This is a genomic window from Pseudomonas sp. MPB23 (assembly GCF_046605395.1).
Lineage (GTDB): Bacteria > Pseudomonadota > Gammaproteobacteria > Pseudomonadales > Pseudomonadaceae > Aquipseudomonas.
On record NZ_CP176771.1, the window covers coordinates 5583813 to 5602173 of the forward strand.

21 protein-coding genes are annotated in these 18361 nt (G+C 59.4%); 9 read left to right on the forward strand and 12 right to left on the reverse strand.

The window, feature by feature from the left end; genetic code table 11:
- Positions 1-59 precede the first annotated feature (59 nt).
- The gene (locus ACLH0J_RS25270) at positions 60-1403 is read right to left on the reverse strand and encodes a tyrosine-type recombinase/integrase (RefSeq protein ID WP_411389550.1); all 1344 of its coding nucleotides are present in this window, start codon (positions 1401-1403) and stop codon (positions 60-62) included.
- On the opposite strand from ACLH0J_RS25270, the gene ACLH0J_RS25275 reads away from it, so the two are divergent.
- On the forward strand, positions 1391-1921 hold the full coding sequence (locus ACLH0J_RS25275) for an alpha/beta hydrolase fold domain-containing protein (protein WP_411389551.1): 531 nt from the start codon (positions 1391-1393) through the stop codon (positions 1919-1921). The genes ACLH0J_RS25270 and ACLH0J_RS25275 overlap by 13 nt on opposite strands.
- A gap of 107 nt (positions 1922-2028) precedes the next feature.
- Positions 2029-3251 (forward strand): IS3 family transposase gene (locus ACLH0J_RS25280; RefSeq protein ID WP_411389552.1). Its coding sequence is split into 2 segments (ribosomal slippage): positions 2029-2380 and positions 2380-3251, totalling 1224 coding nucleotides; the frame shifts between segments, so codons are not numbered across the junction.
- Between the two features lie 52 nt (positions 3252-3303).
- Here the strand turns inward: ACLH0J_RS25280 and ACLH0J_RS25285 are convergent.
- Positions 3304-3876 carry an elongation factor P gene (locus tag ACLH0J_RS25285; protein ID WP_010565066.1) on the reverse strand — a complete coding sequence of 191 codons (573 nt, stop codon included), beginning with the start codon at positions 3874-3876 and terminating at the stop codon, positions 3304-3306.
- A 49-nt stretch (positions 3877-3925) separates the two neighbouring features.
- The gene (gene earP, locus ACLH0J_RS25290; RefSeq protein ID WP_411389553.1) at positions 3926-5059 is read right to left on the reverse strand and encodes an elongation factor P maturation arginine rhamnosyltransferase EarP; all 1134 of its coding nucleotides are present in this window, start codon (positions 5057-5059) and stop codon (positions 3926-3928) included.
- 133 nt (positions 5060-5192) lie between these two features.
- Between earP and ACLH0J_RS25295 the strand changes: the two genes are divergently transcribed.
- Positions 5193-5570: a hypothetical protein gene (locus tag ACLH0J_RS25295; protein WP_411389554.1), complete on the forward strand. Its 378-nt coding sequence runs from the start codon at positions 5193-5195 to the stop codon at positions 5568-5570.
- 5 nt (positions 5571-5575) lie between these two features.
- Entirely contained in the window at positions 5576-6058 is a 483-nt protein-coding gene (locus ACLH0J_RS25300; protein WP_411389555.1) for a transcription elongation factor GreAB, read from the forward strand.
- A gap of 123 nt (positions 6059-6181) precedes the next feature.
- On the opposite strand, the gene cysB is transcribed toward ACLH0J_RS25300, so the two are convergent.
- The 5 genes from cysB to ACLH0J_RS25325 all read right to left on the reverse strand — a co-directional run bounded on the left by cysB (position 6182) and on the right by ACLH0J_RS25325 (position 10102).
- Positions 6182-7156, reverse strand: a complete 975-nt coding sequence (cysB, locus tag ACLH0J_RS25305) for an HTH-type transcriptional regulator CysB (protein WP_411389556.1) — start codon at positions 7154-7156, stop codon at positions 6182-6184.
- A gap of 104 nt (positions 7157-7260) precedes the next feature.
- Positions 7261-7761, reverse strand: coding sequence for a universal stress protein (locus ACLH0J_RS25310; RefSeq protein ID WP_411389557.1), 501 nt, complete (start codon positions 7759-7761; stop codon positions 7261-7263).
- Between the two features lie 70 nt (positions 7762-7831).
- On the reverse strand, positions 7832-8749 hold the full coding sequence (locus ACLH0J_RS25315; RefSeq protein ID WP_411389558.1) for a 5'-nucleotidase: 918 nt from the start codon (positions 8747-8749) through the stop codon (positions 7832-7834).
- 16 nt (positions 8750-8765) lie between these two features.
- The gene (locus ACLH0J_RS25320) at positions 8766-9719 is read right to left on the reverse strand and encodes a putative 2-dehydropantoate 2-reductase (RefSeq protein WP_411389559.1); all 954 of its coding nucleotides are present in this window, start codon (positions 9717-9719) and stop codon (positions 8766-8768) included.
- Positions 9716-10102, reverse strand: coding sequence for a thioredoxin family protein (locus ACLH0J_RS25325; RefSeq protein WP_411389560.1), 387 nt, complete (start codon positions 10100-10102; stop codon positions 9716-9718). Before ACLH0J_RS25325 ends, ACLH0J_RS25320 begins: the two co-directional genes overlap by 4 nt.
- Between ACLH0J_RS25325 and ACLH0J_RS25330 the strand changes: the two genes are divergently transcribed.
- Complete coding sequence (locus ACLH0J_RS25330; protein ID WP_411389561.1) at positions 10101-10535, forward strand: PilZ domain-containing protein; 435 nt, start codon at positions 10101-10103, stop codon at positions 10533-10535. The two genes, ACLH0J_RS25325 and ACLH0J_RS25330, sit on opposite strands and share 2 nt — an antisense overlap.
- Positions 10536-10665: 130 nt before the next feature.
- Positions 10666-11742: a 3-deoxy-7-phosphoheptulonate synthase gene (locus ACLH0J_RS25335; protein WP_411389562.1), complete on the forward strand. Its 1077-nt coding sequence runs from the start codon at positions 10666-10668 to the stop codon at positions 11740-11742.
- 64 nt (positions 11743-11806) lie between these two features.
- Here the strand turns inward: ACLH0J_RS25335 and ACLH0J_RS25340 are convergent, their stop codons facing one another.
- Positions 11807-12088, reverse strand: coding sequence for a GNAT family N-acetyltransferase (locus ACLH0J_RS25340; protein WP_003189869.1), 282 nt, complete (start codon positions 12086-12088; stop codon positions 11807-11809).
- Positions 12089-12698: 610 nt separating this feature from the next.
- Here ACLH0J_RS25340 and oprI point away from each other — a divergent pair.
- Complete coding sequence (gene oprI / locus ACLH0J_RS25345) at positions 12699-12950, forward strand: outer membrane lipoprotei OprI (protein ID WP_003172710.1); 252 nt, start codon at positions 12699-12701, stop codon at positions 12948-12950.
- A gap of 171 nt (positions 12951-13121) precedes the next feature.
- On the opposite strand, the gene ACLH0J_RS25350 is transcribed toward oprI, so the two are convergent.
- From ACLH0J_RS25350 to ACLH0J_RS25360, 3 genes are all read right to left on the reverse strand, one after another.
- Positions 13122-14087, reverse strand: coding sequence for a L,D-transpeptidase family protein (locus ACLH0J_RS25350; protein ID WP_411389563.1), 966 nt, complete (start codon positions 14085-14087; stop codon positions 13122-13124).
- 89 nt (positions 14088-14176) lie between these two features.
- A complete protein-coding gene (locus ACLH0J_RS25355; protein WP_003172705.1) occupies positions 14177-14470 on the reverse strand; it encodes a hypothetical protein in 294 nt (97 codons plus the stop codon).
- A 58-nt stretch (positions 14471-14528) separates the two neighbouring features.
- A complete protein-coding gene (locus tag ACLH0J_RS25360) occupies positions 14529-15134 on the reverse strand; it encodes an arylesterase (protein WP_411389564.1) in 606 nt (201 codons plus the stop codon).
- A gap of 10 nt (positions 15135-15144) precedes the next feature.
- Between ACLH0J_RS25360 and ACLH0J_RS25365 the strand changes: the two genes are divergently transcribed.
- Positions 15145-15828 (forward strand): ABC transporter ATP-binding protein, encoded by a 684-nt coding sequence (locus ACLH0J_RS25365; protein ID WP_411389565.1) that lies wholly within the window; start codon positions 15145-15147, stop codon positions 15826-15828.
- Positions 15828-18338, forward strand: coding sequence for an ABC transporter permease (locus tag ACLH0J_RS25370; RefSeq protein WP_411389566.1), 2511 nt, complete (start codon positions 15828-15830; stop codon positions 18336-18338). Before ACLH0J_RS25365 ends, ACLH0J_RS25370 begins: the two co-directional genes overlap by 1 nt.
- Positions 18339-18361 lie beyond the last annotated feature (23 nt).

Below are 18361 nucleotides of genomic sequence, written 5' to 3' on the forward strand. Positions count from 1 at the left end.
CTATGGCCCAGGTGTTCCCTCAGATTTCACACAGGAGCGCCCTAACGAGCACCTCCCGCCTACCCCAAGGCTTTCACCAAGGATTCGCGAAGGCCCATCAGGTCAACCCCGCCGCCCTTGCCATACAGGTCGAATGTAATAGATCCGGTAGCATGCCCCATGATCGCCTGTGCGTGGTCGAGGGAAACCCCGTGGATCTTCATGGCCGTAGCCAACGAATGACGCAGGGAGTGAAATACCAGAGCCTTGTCATCAGCTTGGCCGTGGAAGGTCCTCAGCTTTGCGTTGACCATACGGCCCACGTTGATTCCATAGGAGAACAGACGGCCACCTTCTGGCAGCTCCTCGACCATCGCAAGGAAGATTCCAAGGTCAAAGCCGTGGGCTGGCACAAGCGGGATCAGTCTGGCGCTCTGTTTATTCTTGAGCGACTTGTGGTCGTGATCTTCGTTAATAGATAGCACCACCACACCCGCTACGGTCCTAATATCTTCCTTGACCAGCGTAGCCAGCTCGTTGAGTCGAGCCCCGGTGATAGTCGCCAGTTGGATCAGCGTAGAGGCGTCTGTAGGGTCCTGTACGGCTTTACCCATGATCGCCTTGACCTGTGCCTCGGTGAAAGCTTTGCGATCACTGCCGACATCACGCTTGATTTTGAGACCCTTGGCGAAGTGGCGCGGGATCAATCCATTATTCACCGCCCAATCGAGGACTGTCGTCATTGTGGTCAGCAACTTATTGACCGTTGAGTTAGCACGATCAACCCCGAGGATCGCCTTCAAGTCAGTCATCACAGCTCTATCGTGTGTAGCCATATCGGTATCGCCAAGGCAGTCCGCAACGGTCCCTAACGAAGCTCTGAGCGCTTTCAATGTAGAAGCCTTCACGTTGTCGGCATGTTCGGCCAAGTAGGCGTCAGATAGGTTCCTGAAGGTGTGAGGCGTAGAGGTGGACTCAGTGGGCCCTTTGGGAGAATTGTGCTTACAGATTAGGACAGGAAGAGACGATGATTCTCTATTAGAGATTGAATGCTGATAGCTTTGATCTATTAATTGACTTGAGCTATTAGGCCTTGAGTTATCATCAAGTTCCTCAATAATCCCTGTAAGACCCTTCAGATCCCCTGAGAGACGCCGCTCGGCACCAGTAAGGGCAGAGAGAGCCTTGTCGAGACCCTTGGCCTGCAAGGCGGTCAGAGGGGCTGTCATTGCGTGGCCTATCAAGTGCCCCTTGAGGTCACTGTAAACCCTGCCATATTCTTGCATCGGGTCATCGCTGTGATCCATCGCCAGGGCCTCGCAGGCAAACGCACGTATAGCGCCCTTGATGTCATCCCAAGTCGCCTGTGGATTGTCGAGGTGGAAGCCCTGAAGGGCTGCTCTGAGGTCCTGTGAGGTGGCCATTGCTTGATTCCTGTCAGTGGTACGTAAGGATACCGCATGGCCCACGGCGAGCCCTACAGGCCGTAGACGCATGTAGTAGACCCCTTGGCGTCGGTAGTAATAGGGAGCAGCTATGCGGGTTGTTACAGCATTGGTTACACGGTGATCATGGTTTTCAGTGTTCATCAGCTCAAGCCCCTGTATTCATTGGGCCCGATAGGGAACTGATAGAGTCCTGGGACAACTACACCACCGATGCCAAACAGCGCGCCGAGATCTATGCCTCGCCACTGCGCGCTACCACGGATCAGCTCAAGGGCTTGCCGCCCGCACTGATTCAGACTGCCGGTGCCGATGTGTTGCGCGATGAAGGCGAAGCCTATGCCCGCAAGCTGGATCAGGCCGGTGTACCGGTAACGGCAGTGCGCTACAACGGCATGATCCACGACTACGGTTTGCTCAACGTGGTCAGCCAAGTGCCGGCGGTACGTTCGGCCTTGCTGCAAGCCTCGGATGAGCTGAAGCAGCACCTCAAGTGACCTGTAGACGCTCATGAAAAAGCCCGACTCAAGGTCGGGCTTTTTTTCGTATCGTGTCCCGTCCTGAATAAGGTTTACACCTTCTGACCGATCTTCAGGAGGATTCAATGGATACGGGAAAAAGGCGGAGCCAGCGCGATTACACGCTAGCTTTTAAATTGTCAGTCGTAGATCAAGTCGAAAAAGGCGAGTTGAGTTATAAAGAGGCTCAACGGCGCTTTGGCATTCAAGGCCGGTCCACGGTACTGGTTTGGTTACGCAAGCATGGCCGACAGGACTGGAGCCAAGGCGCCTCAATCCGAGCGCTGCGGAGCAGGCCGATGACCGACCCCAACCTCCCGCTGACACCCGAACAGCGGATCAAAGAGCTTGAAGAACAGTTGGCGCTGAGCAATCAGAAGGCCCAGTTCTTTGAAGCTGTCGTGAACGTCTTGAAAAATGATTACGGTGTGTCCATCGTAAAAAAGCGACCCGGCAAGTCCTCTCGCAAGGGCAAATCCAAGACCTGAGCATTACCAGGGCTTGCCTGTTTATGGGCATTTCGCGCCAAGCGTATTACAAGCGCAACCGAGCCTTTGACGCGAGAGTTTGCCAAGACCAGCAGGCAGTGGAATTCGTTCTGGAAAAGCGTCGCCGCCAGCCGAGGCTTGGGACGCGCAAACTGCACCACCTGATGGTAACTGAAGCCGCAGCGACGCTACGTGTCGGTCGAGACCGCCTGTTTTCCATCTTGCGAGAGGCGCGAGAGCTAGTCCCTCGCAAACGTGCTTATCATAAAACCACGCATAGCCATCATCGCTTCCGCCGTCACCCCAACCTACTCAAAGCTGGCCCGGAACAAGTTGTAGCCAGCAGACCTGAGCAGGTTTGGGTCGCAGACATTACCTATCTCCCAACGAGGGAAAGTGTCGCTTACGTCAGCCTGATAACAGACGCGTACTCACGCAAAATCGTGGGTCATCATGTGCACGGCAGCCTGCATACGGAGTCGGTGGTCAGGGCACTGCAGAAGGCTGTTAGTCAGCGAAAATCCAATCAACCGCTCATCCATCATTCAGATCGCGGAGCCCAGTATTGCTCCGATTTATACCAACGGATGCATACCCGGCATGGAATCAGGTGCTCAATGACTGACGGCTATGATTGCTATCAGAACGCGATGGCGGAGAGGATAAATGGGATTTTGAAGACTGAGTTTTTGCTGCATCGTCCCAAAGACCTGGCGGATGCAGTGAAAATGGTGGATGAGTCGGTGCAAATCTACAATCGGGAGCGGCCGCACTTATCCCTGAAATACAAAACGCCCGATGCAGTGCACCGGGCGTTTTGAGACTGAAATAGGTGTAAACCTATTTCAGGACTAGACATCGGCGAGGCCAGAATTATTTCTTGGCGCGACCTTTGTACGAACCACCTTCACGGGTGTCGATCTCGATCATGTCGTCGATTTCGATGAAATCGGCCACTTGCAGCTCGGTACCGTTAGCCAGCTTGGCAGGCTTCATGACCTTGCCCGAAGTGTCGCCGCGAGCGGACCCTTCGGTGTAGGCAACCTTACGCACGATGGTGGTCGGCAGCTCTACGGAAACCAGGCGGTCTTCGAAGAAGATAGCTTCGCAGACGTCTTCCATACCTTCTTCAACGAACGGCAGAACGGCTTCGATATCTTCAGCGTTCAGCTCGTACATGGTGTAGTCGGTGGTGTCCATGAACGTGTAAGCGTCGCCGCTGATGAAGGACAGGGTCGCTTCTTTGCGGTCGAGGATCACGTCGTCCAGCTTGTCATCGGCGCTGTAAACGGTTTCGGTCTTGTAACCGGTCAGCAGGTTTTTCAGCTTGGTCTTCATGATCGCGCTGTTACGGCCCGACTTGGTGAACTCAGCTTTCTGAACCAACCAAGGATCGTTGTCGATACGGATCACCATACCGGGTTTCAGTTCTTTACCAGTTTTCATTGCAGATATCCGAAATTTGGATGGGGTTTACAAAAATCAAGGTCGCGTATCATATCCAACTTTCATAAAACTGTACCAGCGCCGTCGCAAGATCGGCCTGCAAGCCTTGTTCCAGACACCACCTCTCGGCGTGCACAAGCATCTCTGGCCAGTGTTCCATGAACATTTTCCACGCTTGTGCCATATCGCCCTCGGTGTTCCAGGCTTGCCAGAGCGCGACCAGTGCCACCCTTGCGGCGGGCGACAAGGCCGCCGTGTACAGTTCCAGGAACGCATCGAGTTTGTCGAGATGGATGTCTTCGTCCTGGCGATAGATGTGCCACAACAGCGGCCGCCCGGCCCACTGGGCACGCACGAACGAGTCTTCGCCGCGCACGGCGTTGAAGTCGCAGCACCACAACAGACGGTCGTATTGCTCCTGACGCACGAACGGCAGCACCTGTACCGTCAGGGCTTGACGCTGGTGCACAGCCCCCGCCGCCAGGCCTACGACACCGAGCCAGCGCTGCACATCGCCGAGAATGCGCCCTTCCGGCACCAATAGATGAGTGGCACGCCCGTCCGTCGACAAAACGTCCAGCCAACGGGCCAGACCGGCATTTTCATAGGCGAACAGCGAGATCAGCCGCGCACCGGCTAGCGGAAATACGCCCAGGCCATGCAGGAAATGTTGCTGCGCGGCGACATCCTGCTGAAACGCGTGACGCTGCTCCAGTAACCCCGCCTCGCGTAACAGCCCGCCGGTGCCGGGCCGGAAGCCCGGGAAAAAGAAGTACTTCTGGACGCCCTTGAACTTCACCGAGGGCAGGCGGTGACAGCCCACCACCCAGTCTTCGGCACTCAGGTAATCCAGATTCATCCACAAAGGCGTGCGCTCGCGTTCGGCCATGGCGTCCATGTAATCAGGCGGCAACTGGCAGGCGAATGCGGCAATCACCACATCCGCCGCTGGCACCGCCAGCCATTCGGCCGGCCAATGGCGCACGTCGACACCCTCTTGCCATTGCTGGTCCAGGCGCACATCGATATCGGGACACATGCGCTCGAAGGCCCGCAAGTCATCGACCCACAAGCGCACTTCACAGGCGTGCTCCACCACCAATTGCCGGGCCAGGCGCCAGGTCACACCGATGTCGCCGTAGTTGTCGACGACGCTGCAAAAAATATCCCAGCGGGCTTTCATTCCGGGCTCCAACGCTCAAAGGCTCGATTGTCCGCATAAACGCGCCGATGCAGAAGGCTTGATCGCGATTATTCTTCACGGCGGCTGTGCGACAATCGCGGCCCCGCCACAAAACGCCTGCCAGGAGGCCACCATGTCTGATCGTCCGCTGTCGCTGCCAAAGCTCACACTCGCCATCGCCTTGGGCCTGTGGCTGGGGTTCATCGCCATTGCCGTGAGTACCTGGCTGGCGTCGCGCTACCTGTTCCCGCAAAGCCTGGCCCCCGTGGCCCAGGCGGTTGAGCAGTTGGGCAAGCCGGCGCCCGTTGTGCCCGTTGCGCCCGAACCGCCGAACCGCATGTTCGAGCAGTACCAGGAAAACCTTCGCAAACAGGAACAACAGCAAGCCCTGGACCACGCCCGCAACAACGCACGCAACCTGTCCAACCCCAAATGTCAGTTCTGGCTGCAACAGGACCAGAACGCGCCCACCGAAAAGACTCGGGCCAATGTCCTGCAATTCTGCGATTGATGACCATGAATAAACACGCCGTCCTCCAGTTGATCCTGGAAAAACTCGCCGCCGACCTCGATATTGCCCAACGCGCCGCGCAGACCGCCTACGAAACTGCAACCCACGAAGAAAATATCGCCGAGAACAAATACGACACCCTAGGGCTCGAGGCCTCTTACCTGGCGGCGGGGCAAGCCAAGCGGGTCGAGGAAATCAAGCAGGCGCTGGCGCTGTGCCAGAACCTGCAACTGCGTGCCTACGATGATCAGCGGGGAATAGAAGTCGGCGCGCTACTGGGCCTGGAAGACGAGAACGGTCGCCAGCAGTGGCTGTTCCTGGCACCGGATGCGGCGGGATTGAAAGTGGACGTGGTCGGCCAACCGGTCACCGTCATCACCCCGCGCTCGCCGATTGGCAAAAGCCTGTTGGGCAAGTTCGAAGGTGACGAGGTGGAGATTCTGGCGGCCGGCGCTCGGCAACTGTTTACGGTGACCGAGGCCAAATAAGTCGCTGTAGGAGCGTGCTTGCTCGCGAAAAACTTGAGCGCGCGTGCTGAACCGCAAGCACAGCGTTATCGTTGACGTTCTTCGCGAGCAAGCTCGCGCCTGCAATGGATCGGGTTCATTCACTCAGTGAATGGGCAATTCGACACCGTCGAACAGCTCTTCCAGTTCCTGCTTGTTGTGGCACTGGATCGCCTTGGCCATCACTTCGCGGGTCAGGTGTGGTGCGAATTTCTCGATGAAGTCGCACATGAAGCCACGCAGGAACGTGCCGCGACGGAAGCCGATCTTGGTCACGCTGGACTCGAACAGTTCGCTGGCATCGAGCACCACCAGGTCTTTGTCCAGAACCGTGTCTACTGCCATCTTGGCGACGATACCGACGCCCAGGCCCAGGCGTACATAGGTCTTGATCACGTCGGCGTCGGCGGCGGTGAATACCACTTTCGGCGTGAGGCCGCGATGGCTGAAGGCTTCGTCGAGTTTGGAGCGGCCGGTGAAACCGAATACATAGGTCACGATCGGGTATTCCGCCAGGGCCTCCAGGGTCAGCTTCGGCAGCTTGGCCAACGGGTGACCCTGGGGCACGACCACACAACGGTTCCAGCGATAGCACGGCATCATCACCAGGTCCCCGAACAGCTCCAGGGCTTCTGTGGCAATCGCGAAATCGACGGTGCCGTCAGCGGCCATTTCGGCGATCTGCATCGGCGAGCCTTGGTGCATATGCAGGGCAACGTCCGGGTATTGCTTGATGAAATCGCGGATCACCGGCGGCAATGCATAACGCGCCTGGGTATGGGTGGTGGCGATCGACAGGGTGCCTTTCTTCTCGTTGGAGAATTCCTGGGCAATCTGCTTGATGCTTTCGACTTTGCGCAGGATTTCGCCGGCGGTGGTGATGATACGTTCCCCGGCCGGGGTAACTCGGGTGAGGTGCTTGCCGCTGCGTGCGAACACTTCGACACCCAGCTCGTCTTCGAGCAGGCGGATCTGCTTACTGATACCGGGTTGCGAGGTGTAGAGGCTTTGAGCGGTAGCGGAAACGTTGAGGTCGTGGTGCGCCACTTCCCAGATGTAGCGCAGTTGTTGAAGCTTCATATGTGTCCCTCAAAGCAGATAGACGCCACGGGTATCAGCGACGGTATATAACTATATTAAAGGTTTGACGGATAAATCTAGAACTTTTTATCGACTCCTATCCGTCACACGTCATCACTGCGTCGGCGCTGTAACGAAGGCACCAGGTAAACCGGCACGGTGGACAACTGCAGCACTCGCGCAGCGGTGCGCCCAAGTGGTGTCGCGGCGCAGGTTGCATGGCTATGACTGCCTACGATCAGCAGGTCGACGGACAATCTGCGCAACTGGTCGAGTATCACCTCGCACGGGTCCCCCTGGATCACCCGTACCGAGCGAATCAACTTCAGATCCTGCTCGCCCTCCCCCAATTCCTCGCGAAAACTGTCCAGCACCCGCTGCTCAATCGTCGCCATCACAGTGGTCAGCCCCTGGCTCTGCCATTCATTCAGGGCCTTTTCATCAAGGTAGCTCTGCAACACCGATTCGGCGAACAGCCCGATGGGCTCGACCACATGAATCACATACAGATCAGCCTTGAACGTTCGCGCCAGCGCCAGTGCATGTTGCATCACATAAGGCGCATACAGACCGAGATCCGTGGCGTACAGCATCGAACGAATCATAGAACCTCCTGGATTGCCAGGATGGCGGAGATCAAATCAGCTTAGCAGCGCCTCGGAGAATTCGACTGACTTAGCTCTCGGACTTCACCCCCACCTCATTACTGATGCCATGGGGAACATGCCCGGTGGCCACCACATCCCTGGCTTTCTCGCAGTGACCGGCCTGGTCATCGAAAAACACATCGGCAGCGAACGCCTCCAGGAACGCGGATTTTTCCAGGCCACCGAGGAACAATGACTCGTCCAGGCGGATATCCCACTCACGCAGAGTACGAATCACCCGTTCATGGGACGGCGCCGAACGGGCAGTGACCAATGCGGTGCGAATCGGGCAGGCCTCGTCCGGAAACTCGCGCTGCAACAAGTTGAGGGCCGCCAGAAACCCCTTGAAAGGCCCACCGTGCAGAGGCTGACGCGCCGACTCGCGTTCACTGGCCTGGAACGCCTCCAGGCCGCTGGTTTGATACACGCGCTCCGATTCATCGGAAAACAGCACCGCGTCGCCGTCAAAGGCAATCCGCAGTTCCTCGCTGGACGCGCGACGCGGACCACCCGACAGAATCGTCGCTGCGGCAAAGCCGGCATCGAGGGCGCTGCGCACATCTTCGGCATGGGTGGAAAGAAACAGATGGCAACCGAACGCGGCCAAATATGGGTAAGGACTACGCCCGCCGACAAAAGCAGCGCGGGAAATATCCAGGCCGTAATGCTGGATCGAGTTGAACACGCGCAGGCCAGTGTCAGCACTGTTGCGCGATACCAGTACCACTTCGACCCGGGCACGGCCCAGGCTGGCATTGAGGCTCAGCAGCTTCTTGACCAGCGGGAAGGCATCGCCGGGCTCAAGGATTTCTTCCTCATGCTCGATCTGATATTTACGGTAGGCCTCGACCCCTTGCGCCAGGTAGACCTTGTGGCTGTCACTCAAATCGAACAGTGCTCGCGATGAAATCGCCAGCACCAGTTTGTCGCCCAATCCCTTAACCATGATGCTCCCCCTCGACTCAGCGGTTATGCCGATCAATAAAACTCAAGGCCTGGTACAGCGCCTGAATCCGCGGCAACTCGCATCCAGCGGCCTTGGCGACGGCCAGTGGGCGCGCGTAGATCGCCTCCAGTTCCAGTGGGCGCTTGTGCACATGGTCGTGGTACATGCTCGGCAAATAGTCATCCATGGTTTCGGTGATGGTGAACATTTGTTCCGCGTAGCTGGCGGGAATTTCATGGCCGCATGCACGCGCGCCCTGCACCACTTCGGCCATCAGCGCCTGGATCAGTTCGCGGCTGGATTCGTCCGCCATCATCGCCGTGGTACCCGTTCCCAATAGCACGGACAGGCCGTTGTAGGGCACGTTCCACACCAGCTTGTGCCAGCGGGCCTGATGCACGTTGGCCATGGCCTGGGACTCGATGCCGGCCTGATGAAACAACGCGGCACCGGCTTCGACGATGGCCTGCTGGCGGGCAGGATCGTTGGCTGCCATGCCGCTGTGGTAACCCAGATTGACCCGGCCCAACGCCTGATGCTCGACGACGCCAGGTGCGGCACGGTGCACGCCGATGTAGCACAGGCCGCCGAGCAGATGCAGCGATGCCGGCAAGTGTTCGCGCAAACTGTCCTCAACATCCAGGCCGTTTTGCAACAGGACGATTTTGGCATCCGGCGCCGCGACCTGGGCGAGGGTCGGGGCCAACTCGACATTGCCCGTCGACTTGGTACCCACCAGCAGCCAGTCGCACGGCGGCATATCGGCGGCGCGGGCGTAGGCCTGCACCGGGTGCAGGTGCAAACAGCCATGCACACTGCTGTTGACGCGCAGACCCTGCTCGCGGACGGCCGCGTATTCACTGCGCAACAGGAAGTGCACATCGAATCCGGCGCGTGCCAGCATCAGGCCGTAGAAACCGCCGATGGCACCGGTGCCGATGATGCCAATGCGTGGCGACTGTACTGTCATGGCAAGTCCTCTGGCGTGCGGGCGAGCGCTTGATTGATCGCGTCGGTAAGGTCAGAAAGCGTAAGACGTGTCTGTATTTGCCCAAGGAATTGACCCTCGCACACCACAAACAGCGCCGGCAAATGAAAGATCTGGTAGCGTTCGACTGCGCCGCCGTTGTGCCCGGCATCCACCCAACACAAACGGTCCACCGGCAAGCGCCAGCCCGGCAACTGCTGGCGAGCCCAACGACAACCGGAACAACCGGCGCTGGTGAATACGACCAGCGAAATGCCTGGTAAAGCCAGCAGTTGCTGGTCAATATCCAGATCGGTCAATTCCAGTTCCTTCACTATACTGCTGCCACCGCCGTCAACTGGACGGTGCTCGGAGTCCGTGTACATGGGTCGTTTTTTACCTCACCCTGATGATGTCGCTGTCGAGTTAATCCAACGTCCCTCTCCTGCCATACCCCGCCAACGCCTGCACACTATCGGCCTGGGCGGCATCGCCTGCAATTGGCCGCGCGCCTGGCGCCAGGGTACGGCCGTGGATCTGCGCATCCCCTCCCTGGGCGCCAGTGCCCGCTACCCAGGGTATGTGGCATGGTGCCGCAAGGTGGAAAACGGCTATCGCATCGGCATTTCGTTTACCGATGAGCATGCCCTGTTCGGTGCACGCATGGGTGAGCAAGCATGCCGGATGGAGCGCTATTGCCGCCAGCACGAAGACGCCGACCCGACCCCCGAGCAACTCGAAGCCCTGGCCCGTGAGTGGGTGGCGCGCCATGCCGGCGAGTTCTCCCATGAGGCGTTTGTGCGGTCAGCACGGGATTAAAGCGGGCTTTGCCCATTGTCGCGGGCCCGTGTTACGCGCTAAGGTTCCTCCCCCCTGCATTCAAATCATGCTGTGCCCGCCGCACGGGGATGGCAGGCGGCCGGCACCCGTGACCCTGGCGAGTAACACGATGGCTGATTTACCGATCAATGACCTTAACGTCGAATCCAACGAGACCCTGATCACACCCGATCAGCTCAAGCGCGAAATTCCCCTGAGCGACGCTGCCCTGCAGACCGTCACCAAGGGTCGCGAAGTCATCCGCAACATTCTCGACGGCACCGACCACCGCCTCTTCGTCGTCATCGGGCCGTGCTCGATCCATGACCTCAAGGCCGCCCACGAATACGCCGAGCGCCTCAAGGCGCTGGCCGCAGAAGTGTCTGACACGCTGTACCTGGTGATGCGCGTCTATTTCGAGAAACCGCGTACCACCGTCGGCTGGAAAGGTTTGATCAACGACCCGTACCTGGACGACTCGTTCAAGATCCAGGATGGCTTGCACATCGGTCGCAAATTGCTGCTGGACCTGGCCGAAATGGGCCTGCCCACCGCCACCGAAGCCCTCGATCCGATCTCTCCGCAGTACCTGCAGGACCTGATCAGTTGGTCGGCCATCGGCGCACGAACCACCGAATCCCAGACCCACCGCGAGATGGCATCCGGCCTGTCTTCGGCCGTGGGCTTCAAGAACGGCACCGACGGCGGCCTGACCGTGGCGATCAACGCGCTGCAATCGGTCTCCAGCCCTCACCGTTTCCTCGGCATCAACCAGGAAGGCGGCGTCTCCATCGTCACCACCAAAGGCAACGCCTATGGTCACGTGGTATTGCGTGGCGGCAACGGCAAGCCCAACTATGACTCGGTCAGCGTTGCGCTGTGCGAGCAGGCGCTGACCAAGGCCAAGATCAAGCCGAACATCATGGTCGACTGCAGCCACGCCAACTCCAACAAGGACCCGGCCCTGCAGCCACTGGTGATGGAAAACGTCGCCAATCAGATCCTCGAAGGCAATCAGTCGATTATCGGCCTGATGGTCGAAAGTCATCTCAACTGGGGCTGCCAGGCGATTCCAAAGGACCTGGCCGACTTGAAGTACGGCGTGTCGATCACCGACGCCTGCATCGACTGGTCCACCACCGAAAACACCCTGCGCAGCATGCACGCCAAGCTCAAGGACGTATTGCCCAACCGCAAACGCTCCTGACCCCTATCTGCGCACACAAAAACGCCGGGCTAAGCCCGGCGTTTTTCATGTTGCTGTTCATGCCTTACAGCTTTGCGGCATGGCGCTGGTGGCGCTCCATGTAGCGCTCGACGTAAGAGCACGACGGGATCACCGTGTAACCGGCCTCTTCGGCGAACTTCAAGGCTTCCTCGGTCAATGCAGCCGCGATACCGCGGCCTCGCAGTGCGTTGGGCACGAAGGTCCGATAGATGTCCAAGGTCTGTTTCCCGAGGTCCATATAGGTCAGGTAGGCACGATGACCGTCCACATTGGTCTCGAACTGATGACCAGCCTGGTCATGGTGGATGGACAACGCCTCGCTCATCACTACTCCTCGCGGGTCTTGAATTTTGACCCCTACCTTACCGATGTTTTTCCGGCGAAGGAACATCTACGCCACCCCGTGCCGGTTTCGACAACGAGAAAACCCTGAGCGCTCACAACCAGCACGCAGAGAATAGTAGGCAGCAATCCTGAAATTGCTCAAGACGCACTCGTCATCCCTGTGGCTGGCGGATATAGAAAGGGCCTCGATCAATCGCGACCGAAAGCCTGAACATTGCCGGCAGTTGAAGCTTGAGACGAACAGGTGCTGTTAAAGTCACCTCTACATGTGTAAAAGATACAGGGTTTGGCAAAGTCAACCTGTACGAAAGTGCTAGCTTCGATATATAAATTTTCATTTATCTTCAAGGCTTGACACATGCGGGCCGGCCCTCTCAGGCGGGCCCCCATGTTCAGCTAACGGCAAAAAATTGAACACTTTTTATACAATCCGGCAAAGGATTAGCAAAAATAGATTCGCCACAGAATTTTTTTTTGCTTCTTGCGCTACGTCAGTTTACTTACTACAAGTAATGAGTAGTATGTACGCCGGCTATTAGCTCACTCTGAGAAAGTAGCCATTTAATAGAAAGTCCTTGAAGGGGAACACGATGAACAACGTTCTGAAATTCTCTGCTCTGGCTCTGGCCGCAGTTCTGGCTACCGGTTGCAGCAGCGTCTCCAAAGAAACCGAAGCTCGTCTGACTGCAACTGAAGACGCAGCAGCTCGCTCCCAGGCTCGTGCAGACGAAGCCTACCGTAAAGCTGATGAAGCTCTGGCTGCTGCTCAAAAAGCACAACAGACTGCTGACGAAGCTAACGAGCGTGCTCTGCGCATGCTTGAAAAAGCTAGCCGCAAGTAATAGTCCTTCGGGGTTGTTACCAAGCCGATCCATTCTTGGATCGGCTTTTTATTGCCCGAAATTCATGACTCCCACCTGTGGGAGCGGACTGGCCCGCGAAGATCTTCAACGATGACGCGGGATTCCTGAATTAGCACGGTGCCCTGAGCTTTTTCGCGAGCAAGCTCGCACCTACTGAAGATCGAGTGGCGTGCTCGACACCACAGATGCGGCACCCGGCACACCGATTTCGGTCGGCAGGCCATCTTCGGCGGCAACCACGTCACGCACCTGATCCCAGTTCACCCGCAGGTTGTTAGCCAGGTCTTGGCGCTTGAGCAAAGCGTTGATCACCGCCGTGTGCTTGTCGACCACGGACGGCGTGCCATCATCGTTCAAGGGCGTATGCGCTTCGAGGTAGACCTTACCGCCGCTGCTGCCGAATTTGTAGGCATCGTTGATAATGCGCACCGGCGTACCCACCGGCACCATGCTGGCCATTTCCAACACGTTGTTGTTGAACATGCGGAAGCAACCGTGACTGGTACGCGTGCCGATACCGAACTTCATGTTGGAACCGTGGATCAGGTAACCCGGCGTCCCCAGGGTGAACTTGAACGGGCCCAAGGGGTTGTCCGGGCCAGCCGGCACCACGTTGGGCAACGGATCGCCATTGGCGGCATGCTCGGCCTTGATCGAGGCCGGCGGGGTCCAGGTAGGGTTCGGCGTCTTGGCGATAATACTGGTGTGGGCTATGGGCGAGCCCCAACCTTCACGACCGATCCCCAGCGGGAAGGTATAGACCACGTTCTGGCCCTTGGGGAAATAGTAGAGCCGGTATTCCGCCAGGTTGATCACGATGCCTTCCCGAGGGCCCGGCGGCAGGATGAAACGCGTCGGCAGCACGATCTCGGTACCCGCGCCCGGCAACCAGGCATCGATGCCCGGGTTGGCCGCGACCATCTCCGAATACCCCAGGTCATAGGTGGTACCCAGGTCGGCAAAGGTGTCTTCGTACTTGGCCTTGATCACTTGGACCTGACCGACGATATCTTCACCAGGGGGTGGCAAGGGCAACTGCAAGGCGGCTGCAGAACCGGCCGCACACATGGCAACAAGCGACAGGCAGCAGGTGACGACGGAAAGGCGCGACAACATCCGAAAAAATCCTTCGCAGAACGACGGGTAGTTAAAAAATCGATTGTATACGTGAAGTAGGCATCTAGCTGCAAGGTTGTCGCAGCCGCCTACAGCTCAAAACGCAGCTCCGGCCAGATCGGTGGCGTGCCGCGCTTCTGCGACTCGAGGATCGCCCGGCACAAGGGGCACAAACGCTGGTCCTGGAAGATCGAACGGTCGACCAGCGACCAGCGCGGTTGCGCCGGCAATAAAGTGCCGCACAGCGTGCGATCGATGGAGCCGCCCAGTTCCAATTGACGCGTCACCAGATGCACCCGCACTTCCTGGCAGGCGAACAGATCCAACTGCTCGTCCGGCTCGATCAGTTGATAATTAAACAGGGACCAGGCAGGACGCGACATCGAGGGCTCCAAATCGGGGGGGCGCCACCTTAGCCGAAAGCCTGCCGGTAGAAAAGCGTCATAGCAGCGGTTTTAGCGTCGGCCAGACATTTTCCAGCAACTTGCCCTGGGCACCGACCGCCGGATGCAGTTGATCGGCCTGCATCAGCTCCGGATGCCCGCCCACGCCTTCAAGGAAAAACGGCACCAGCGGGACGTTTTTTTCCTTGGCCAACACGCCATACACTTCAGTGAACGCCTGGGTGTATCGCGGGCCGTAATTGGGTGGCAACTGCATGCCCAGCAACAGCACCTTGGCACCGCCGGCCCTGGACTGGTCGATCATCGACGCAAGATTTTGTTGCAATTGCGCGGGGGGCTGCCCGCGCAAGCCGTCGTTACCGCCCAATTCGATCACCACCACGTCCGGCTTATGCGCTGCAAGCGCCGCCGGCAGCCGTGCCAGGCCTCCGGCACTGGTGTCGCCACTGATAGAGGCGTTAACCACTTTATCGTCGAAACCTTCCTTCTTGAGCCGTTGCGCCAGCAAGGCCACCCACCCTTTGCTGGTATCCAGGCCGAAACCGGCACTGATACTATCGCCAACGATCAGGACTGTACCCGCCGCTGCGTTCTGGGCCATGCACATCAGGGCCAGGCCAGCACTCAAAAACCACATTCGCATCGGATTCTCCATGGGCGCAAGCATTCTCATCGCGCGGAACCTTAGCAAAGTGGTTCCCAGCGCGGAAGGTGAACTGACTATCCTGCACGAACTGAACCTGGAACTGAACAAGGGCGATAGCCTGGCGATCGTCGGCAGCTCCGGTTCCGGCAAATCCACCCTCCTGGGCCTGCTGGCCGGCCTCGACCTTCCCAGCAGCGGCGAAGTCACGCTTGCCGGGCTAGCCCTGAGCACCCTTGACGAAGACCAGCGGGCGCGCATCCGCGCCGAGCACGTAGGCTTCGTGTTCCAGTCCTTCCAATTGCTCGACAGCCTCAACGCCCTGGAAAACGTCATGCTGCCGCTGGAGCTGGACGGCCGCAAAGATGCCCGCGAGCGCGCCAGGCACCTGCTCGAACGTGTCGGCCTGGGCCAACGCCTGACCCACTCGCCACGCCAACTCTCCGGTGGTGAGCAGCAACGGGTGGCGATTGCCCGCGCCTTTGCCGCCGAGCCGGACGTGCTGTTTGCCGACGAACCCACCGGCAACCTCGACAGCCATACCGGCGAGCGCATCAGCGACCTGCTGTTCGAACTCAACAAAGAGAACGGCACGACCCTGGTACTGGTCACTCACGACGAGCGCCTGGCCCACCGTTGCCGACGCCTGATCCGCCTTGAAGCCGGCCTGATGGTCGCGCCCCTGGAGCCTTGATGGCACGTTTGCCGCTATTGCGTCTGTTCAGCCTGGCCATGCGCCAATTACTGCGCGATGCCCGCGCCGGCGAACTGCGCGTGTTGTTTTTCGCCCTGCTGGTGGCCGTCGCCGCCAGTACCGCCATCGGTTACTTCGGTGCCCGCCTTAACGGCGCCATGCTGTTGCGCGCCACCGAGTTCCTGGGGGCCGACCTGGTGCTCGAAGGCAGCTCGCCAGCGCGGCACGAACAGATCAGGTCCGGGACTGAACTCGGCCTGGATCACGCCCGCGTCGTGGAGTTTTCCAGCGTCATTGCCACCGACAACGGCATCCAGCTCTCCAGCATCAAGGCGGTCAACGAACAGTACCCGCTGCGGGGCGAACTGAAGAGCGCCGCCGCGCCCTTTGGCGATGAAACCCCTGGCGGCGGCCCGAAACCCGGTGAAGCCTGGGTGGAAGCACGGCTGTTGACGGCCCTGGACCTCAAGGTCGGCGACAGCATCGACGTGGGCATGAAGACCCTGCGCCTGGCCCGCGTGCTCACCTATGAGCCGGACCGCGCCGGTAATTTCTACAGCCTCACGCCCAGGGTGATGATCAACCTCGCGGACCTGGATGCCACCGGCGTGGTCCAGCCCGGCAGCCGCGTCAGTTACCGCGAACTGTGGCGCGGCCCCTCGGACACTACGGCACTGCAAACCTACCGTGACCTGGTCAAGCCGGGCCTTGCCGCCAACCAGCGCTTGCAGGACTCACGGGACGGCAACCAGCAGATCGGCGGCGCCTTGGGCAAGGCCGAGCGTTACCTGAACATGGCCAGCCTGGTTGCGGTGCTGCTGGCTGGCGTGGCCGTGGCTTTGTCGGCCAACCGCTTTGCCACCCGACGTTTCGATGCCAGTGCATTGTTGCGCTGCCTGGGCTTGTCACGACGCGAAACCATGTTGCTCTTCAGCCTGCAGTTGAGCGTCCTGGGCCTGTTCGCGAGTTTGACTGGCGCCCTGTTGGGCTGGCTGGCGCAATTCGGCCTGTTCTACTTTTTGCACGACCTGCTGCCGGCGGACGTTCCCCCTGGCGGCTTGCTGCCAGCCATCGCCGGGATCGGCACCGGGCTGATCGCCCTGGCCGGCTTCGCCCTGCCACCGCTGGCCGCACTGGGCCGCGTACCGCCGCTGCGGGTGTTGCGTCGCGACATGCTGCCCATCCCGTCCAGCACCTGGATGGTCTATGGCGCGGCACTGTTCGCCCTGGGCCTGATCATGTGGCGCTTGAGCCTGGATCTGGTACTGACCTTCGCCCTGCTGGGCGGTGGCGTGGTGGCCGCGTTGATCCTCGGCGGCTTGCTCTTGCTCTTGCTGCAAAGCCTGCGTCGACTGCTGGCCCGTGCGTCCCTGCCTTGGCGCCTGGGCTTGGGGCAGTTGCTGCGCCACCCATTGGCAGCGGCAGGCCAGTCCCTGGCGTTTGGCCTGATCCTGCTGTCCATGGGCTTGATTGCCCTGTTGCGCGGCGAGTTGCTCGACACCTGGCAAAACCAGTTGCCCAAGGACGCGCCCAACTATTTCGCCCTGAATATCCTGCCCGCCGACAAAGACGCCTTTGGCGCACGCCTGCTGGACGTGCAGGCACAATCGGCGCCGTTGTATCCGGTAGTGCCAGGCCGACTGATAAGTATCAACGGCGAACCGGTGCAGGAGCTTGTCAGCAAGGACTCCAGCGGTGACCGCGCGGTACAACGTGACTTGAGCCTGACCTGGGCCGCCGACCTGCCGCCGGGCAACGCCCTGACCGCGGGGTCGTGGTGGTCGCAACAACCCACCGATGACATTCCCGGGGTCTCGGTGGAAGCCAAGGTGGCACAAAGCCTCAAACTCAAACTCAACGACCACTTGGTCTTCACGGTCGGTGGGGAAAATCGTGAAGCACGGGTCACCAGCCTGCGCACCATCAACTGGGATAACTTCCAGCCCAACTTCTTCATGATTTTCCAGCCAGGCACCTTGAAGGATCTGCCCACGACCTACCTGACCAGCTTTTACCTGGCCCCCGGCCACGACCAGCAGATCGTCGACCTGTCGCGGGCATTCCCGGCGGTCACGATCCTGCAGGTCGAGGCGCTGCTGGAGCAGTTGCGCAGCATCCTCGCCCAAGTGACCCTGGCGGTGGAATACGTGCTGCTGTTCGTGCTGGCGGCCGGGATGGCGGTGCTGTTCTCCGGCCTGCAGGCCACCCTCGATGAGCGTATCCGTCAAGGCGCGTTGTTGCGCGCACTGGGTGCCGAACGCAAGTTACTGGTCAAGGCCAGGCGCATCGAGTTCGGTCTGCTGGGGGCTGTCAGCGGCGTGCTGGCGGCGCTGGGGACAGAACTGGTGACCTGGGTGCTGTACCGCTATGCATTTGACCTGGCCTGGCATCCGCACCCGTGGTTGCTGCTGCTGCCGGTGATCGGTGCAGTGCTGATCGGTGGAGCCGGAGTATTCGGTACGCGCCGTGCATTGAATGCCAGCCCGCTGACCGTACTGCGCGAGGGCTGAGACCTCGCTGGCGCGCCTCCTGT

What these genes read in the sequence shown, in the direction of transcription:
- ACLH0J_RS25310 (WP_411389557.1), bottom strand. Translation starts at nt 7,761, where the DNA reads ATGATTCGTTCGATGCTGTACGCCACGGATCTCGGTCTGTATGCGCCT.
- ACLH0J_RS25365 (WP_411389565.1), top strand. Translation starts at nt 15,145, where the DNA reads ATGGGCGCAAGCATTCTCATCGCGCGGAACCTTAGCAAAGTGGTTCCC.
- ACLH0J_RS25340 (WP_003189869.1), bottom strand. Translation starts at nt 12,088, where the DNA reads ATGAGCGAGGCGTTGTCCATCCACCATGACCAGGCTGGTCATCAGTTC.
- ACLH0J_RS25370 (WP_411389566.1), top strand. Translation starts at nt 15,828, where the DNA reads ATGGCACGTTTGCCGCTATTGCGTCTGTTCAGCCTGGCCATGCGCCAA.
- ACLH0J_RS25350 (WP_411389563.1), bottom strand. Translation starts at nt 14,087, where the DNA reads ATGTTGTCGCGCCTTTCCGTCGTCACCTGCTGCCTGTCGCTTGTTGCC.
- ACLH0J_RS25300 (WP_411389555.1), top strand. Translation starts at nt 5,576, where the DNA reads ATGAATAAACACGCCGTCCTCCAGTTGATCCTGGAAAAACTCGCCGCC.
- ACLH0J_RS25315 (WP_411389558.1), bottom strand. Translation starts at nt 8,749, where the DNA reads ATGGTTAAGGGATTGGGCGACAAACTGGTGCTGGCGATTTCATCGCGA.
- ACLH0J_RS25330 (WP_411389561.1), top strand. Translation starts at nt 10,101, where the DNA reads ATGGGTCGTTTTTTACCTCACCCTGATGATGTCGCTGTCGAGTTAATC.
- ACLH0J_RS25320 (WP_411389559.1), bottom strand. Translation starts at nt 9,719, where the DNA reads ATGACAGTACAGTCGCCACGCATTGGCATCATCGGCACCGGTGCCATC.
- oprI (WP_003172710.1), top strand. Translation starts at nt 12,699, where the DNA reads ATGAACAACGTTCTGAAATTCTCTGCTCTGGCTCTGGCCGCAGTTCTG.
- ACLH0J_RS25295 (WP_411389554.1), top strand. Translation starts at nt 5,193, where the DNA reads ATGTCTGATCGTCCGCTGTCGCTGCCAAAGCTCACACTCGCCATCGCC.
- ACLH0J_RS25360 (WP_411389564.1), bottom strand. Translation starts at nt 15,134, where the DNA reads ATGCGAATGTGGTTTTTGAGTGCTGGCCTGGCCCTGATGTGCATGGCC.
- ACLH0J_RS25270 (WP_411389550.1), bottom strand. Translation starts at nt 1,403, where the DNA reads ATGGCCACCTCACAGGACCTCAGAGCAGCCCTTCAGGGCTTCCACCTC.
- earP (WP_411389553.1), bottom strand. Translation starts at nt 5,059, where the DNA reads ATGAAAGCCCGCTGGGATATTTTTTGCAGCGTCGTCGACAACTACGGC.
- ACLH0J_RS25355 (WP_003172705.1), bottom strand. Translation starts at nt 14,470, where the DNA reads ATGTCGCGTCCTGCCTGGTCCCTGTTTAATTATCAACTGATCGAGCCG.
- ACLH0J_RS25325 (WP_411389560.1), bottom strand. Translation starts at nt 10,102, where the DNA reads ATGTACACGGACTCCGAGCACCGTCCAGTTGACGGCGGTGGCAGCAGT.
- ACLH0J_RS25335 (WP_411389562.1), top strand. Translation starts at nt 10,666, where the DNA reads ATGGCTGATTTACCGATCAATGACCTTAACGTCGAATCCAACGAGACC.
- cysB (WP_411389556.1), bottom strand. Translation starts at nt 7,156, where the DNA reads ATGAAGCTTCAACAACTGCGCTACATCTGGGAAGTGGCGCACCACGAC.
- ACLH0J_RS25285 (WP_010565066.1), bottom strand. Translation starts at nt 3,876, where the DNA reads ATGAAAACTGGTAAAGAACTGAAACCCGGTATGGTGATCCGTATCGAC.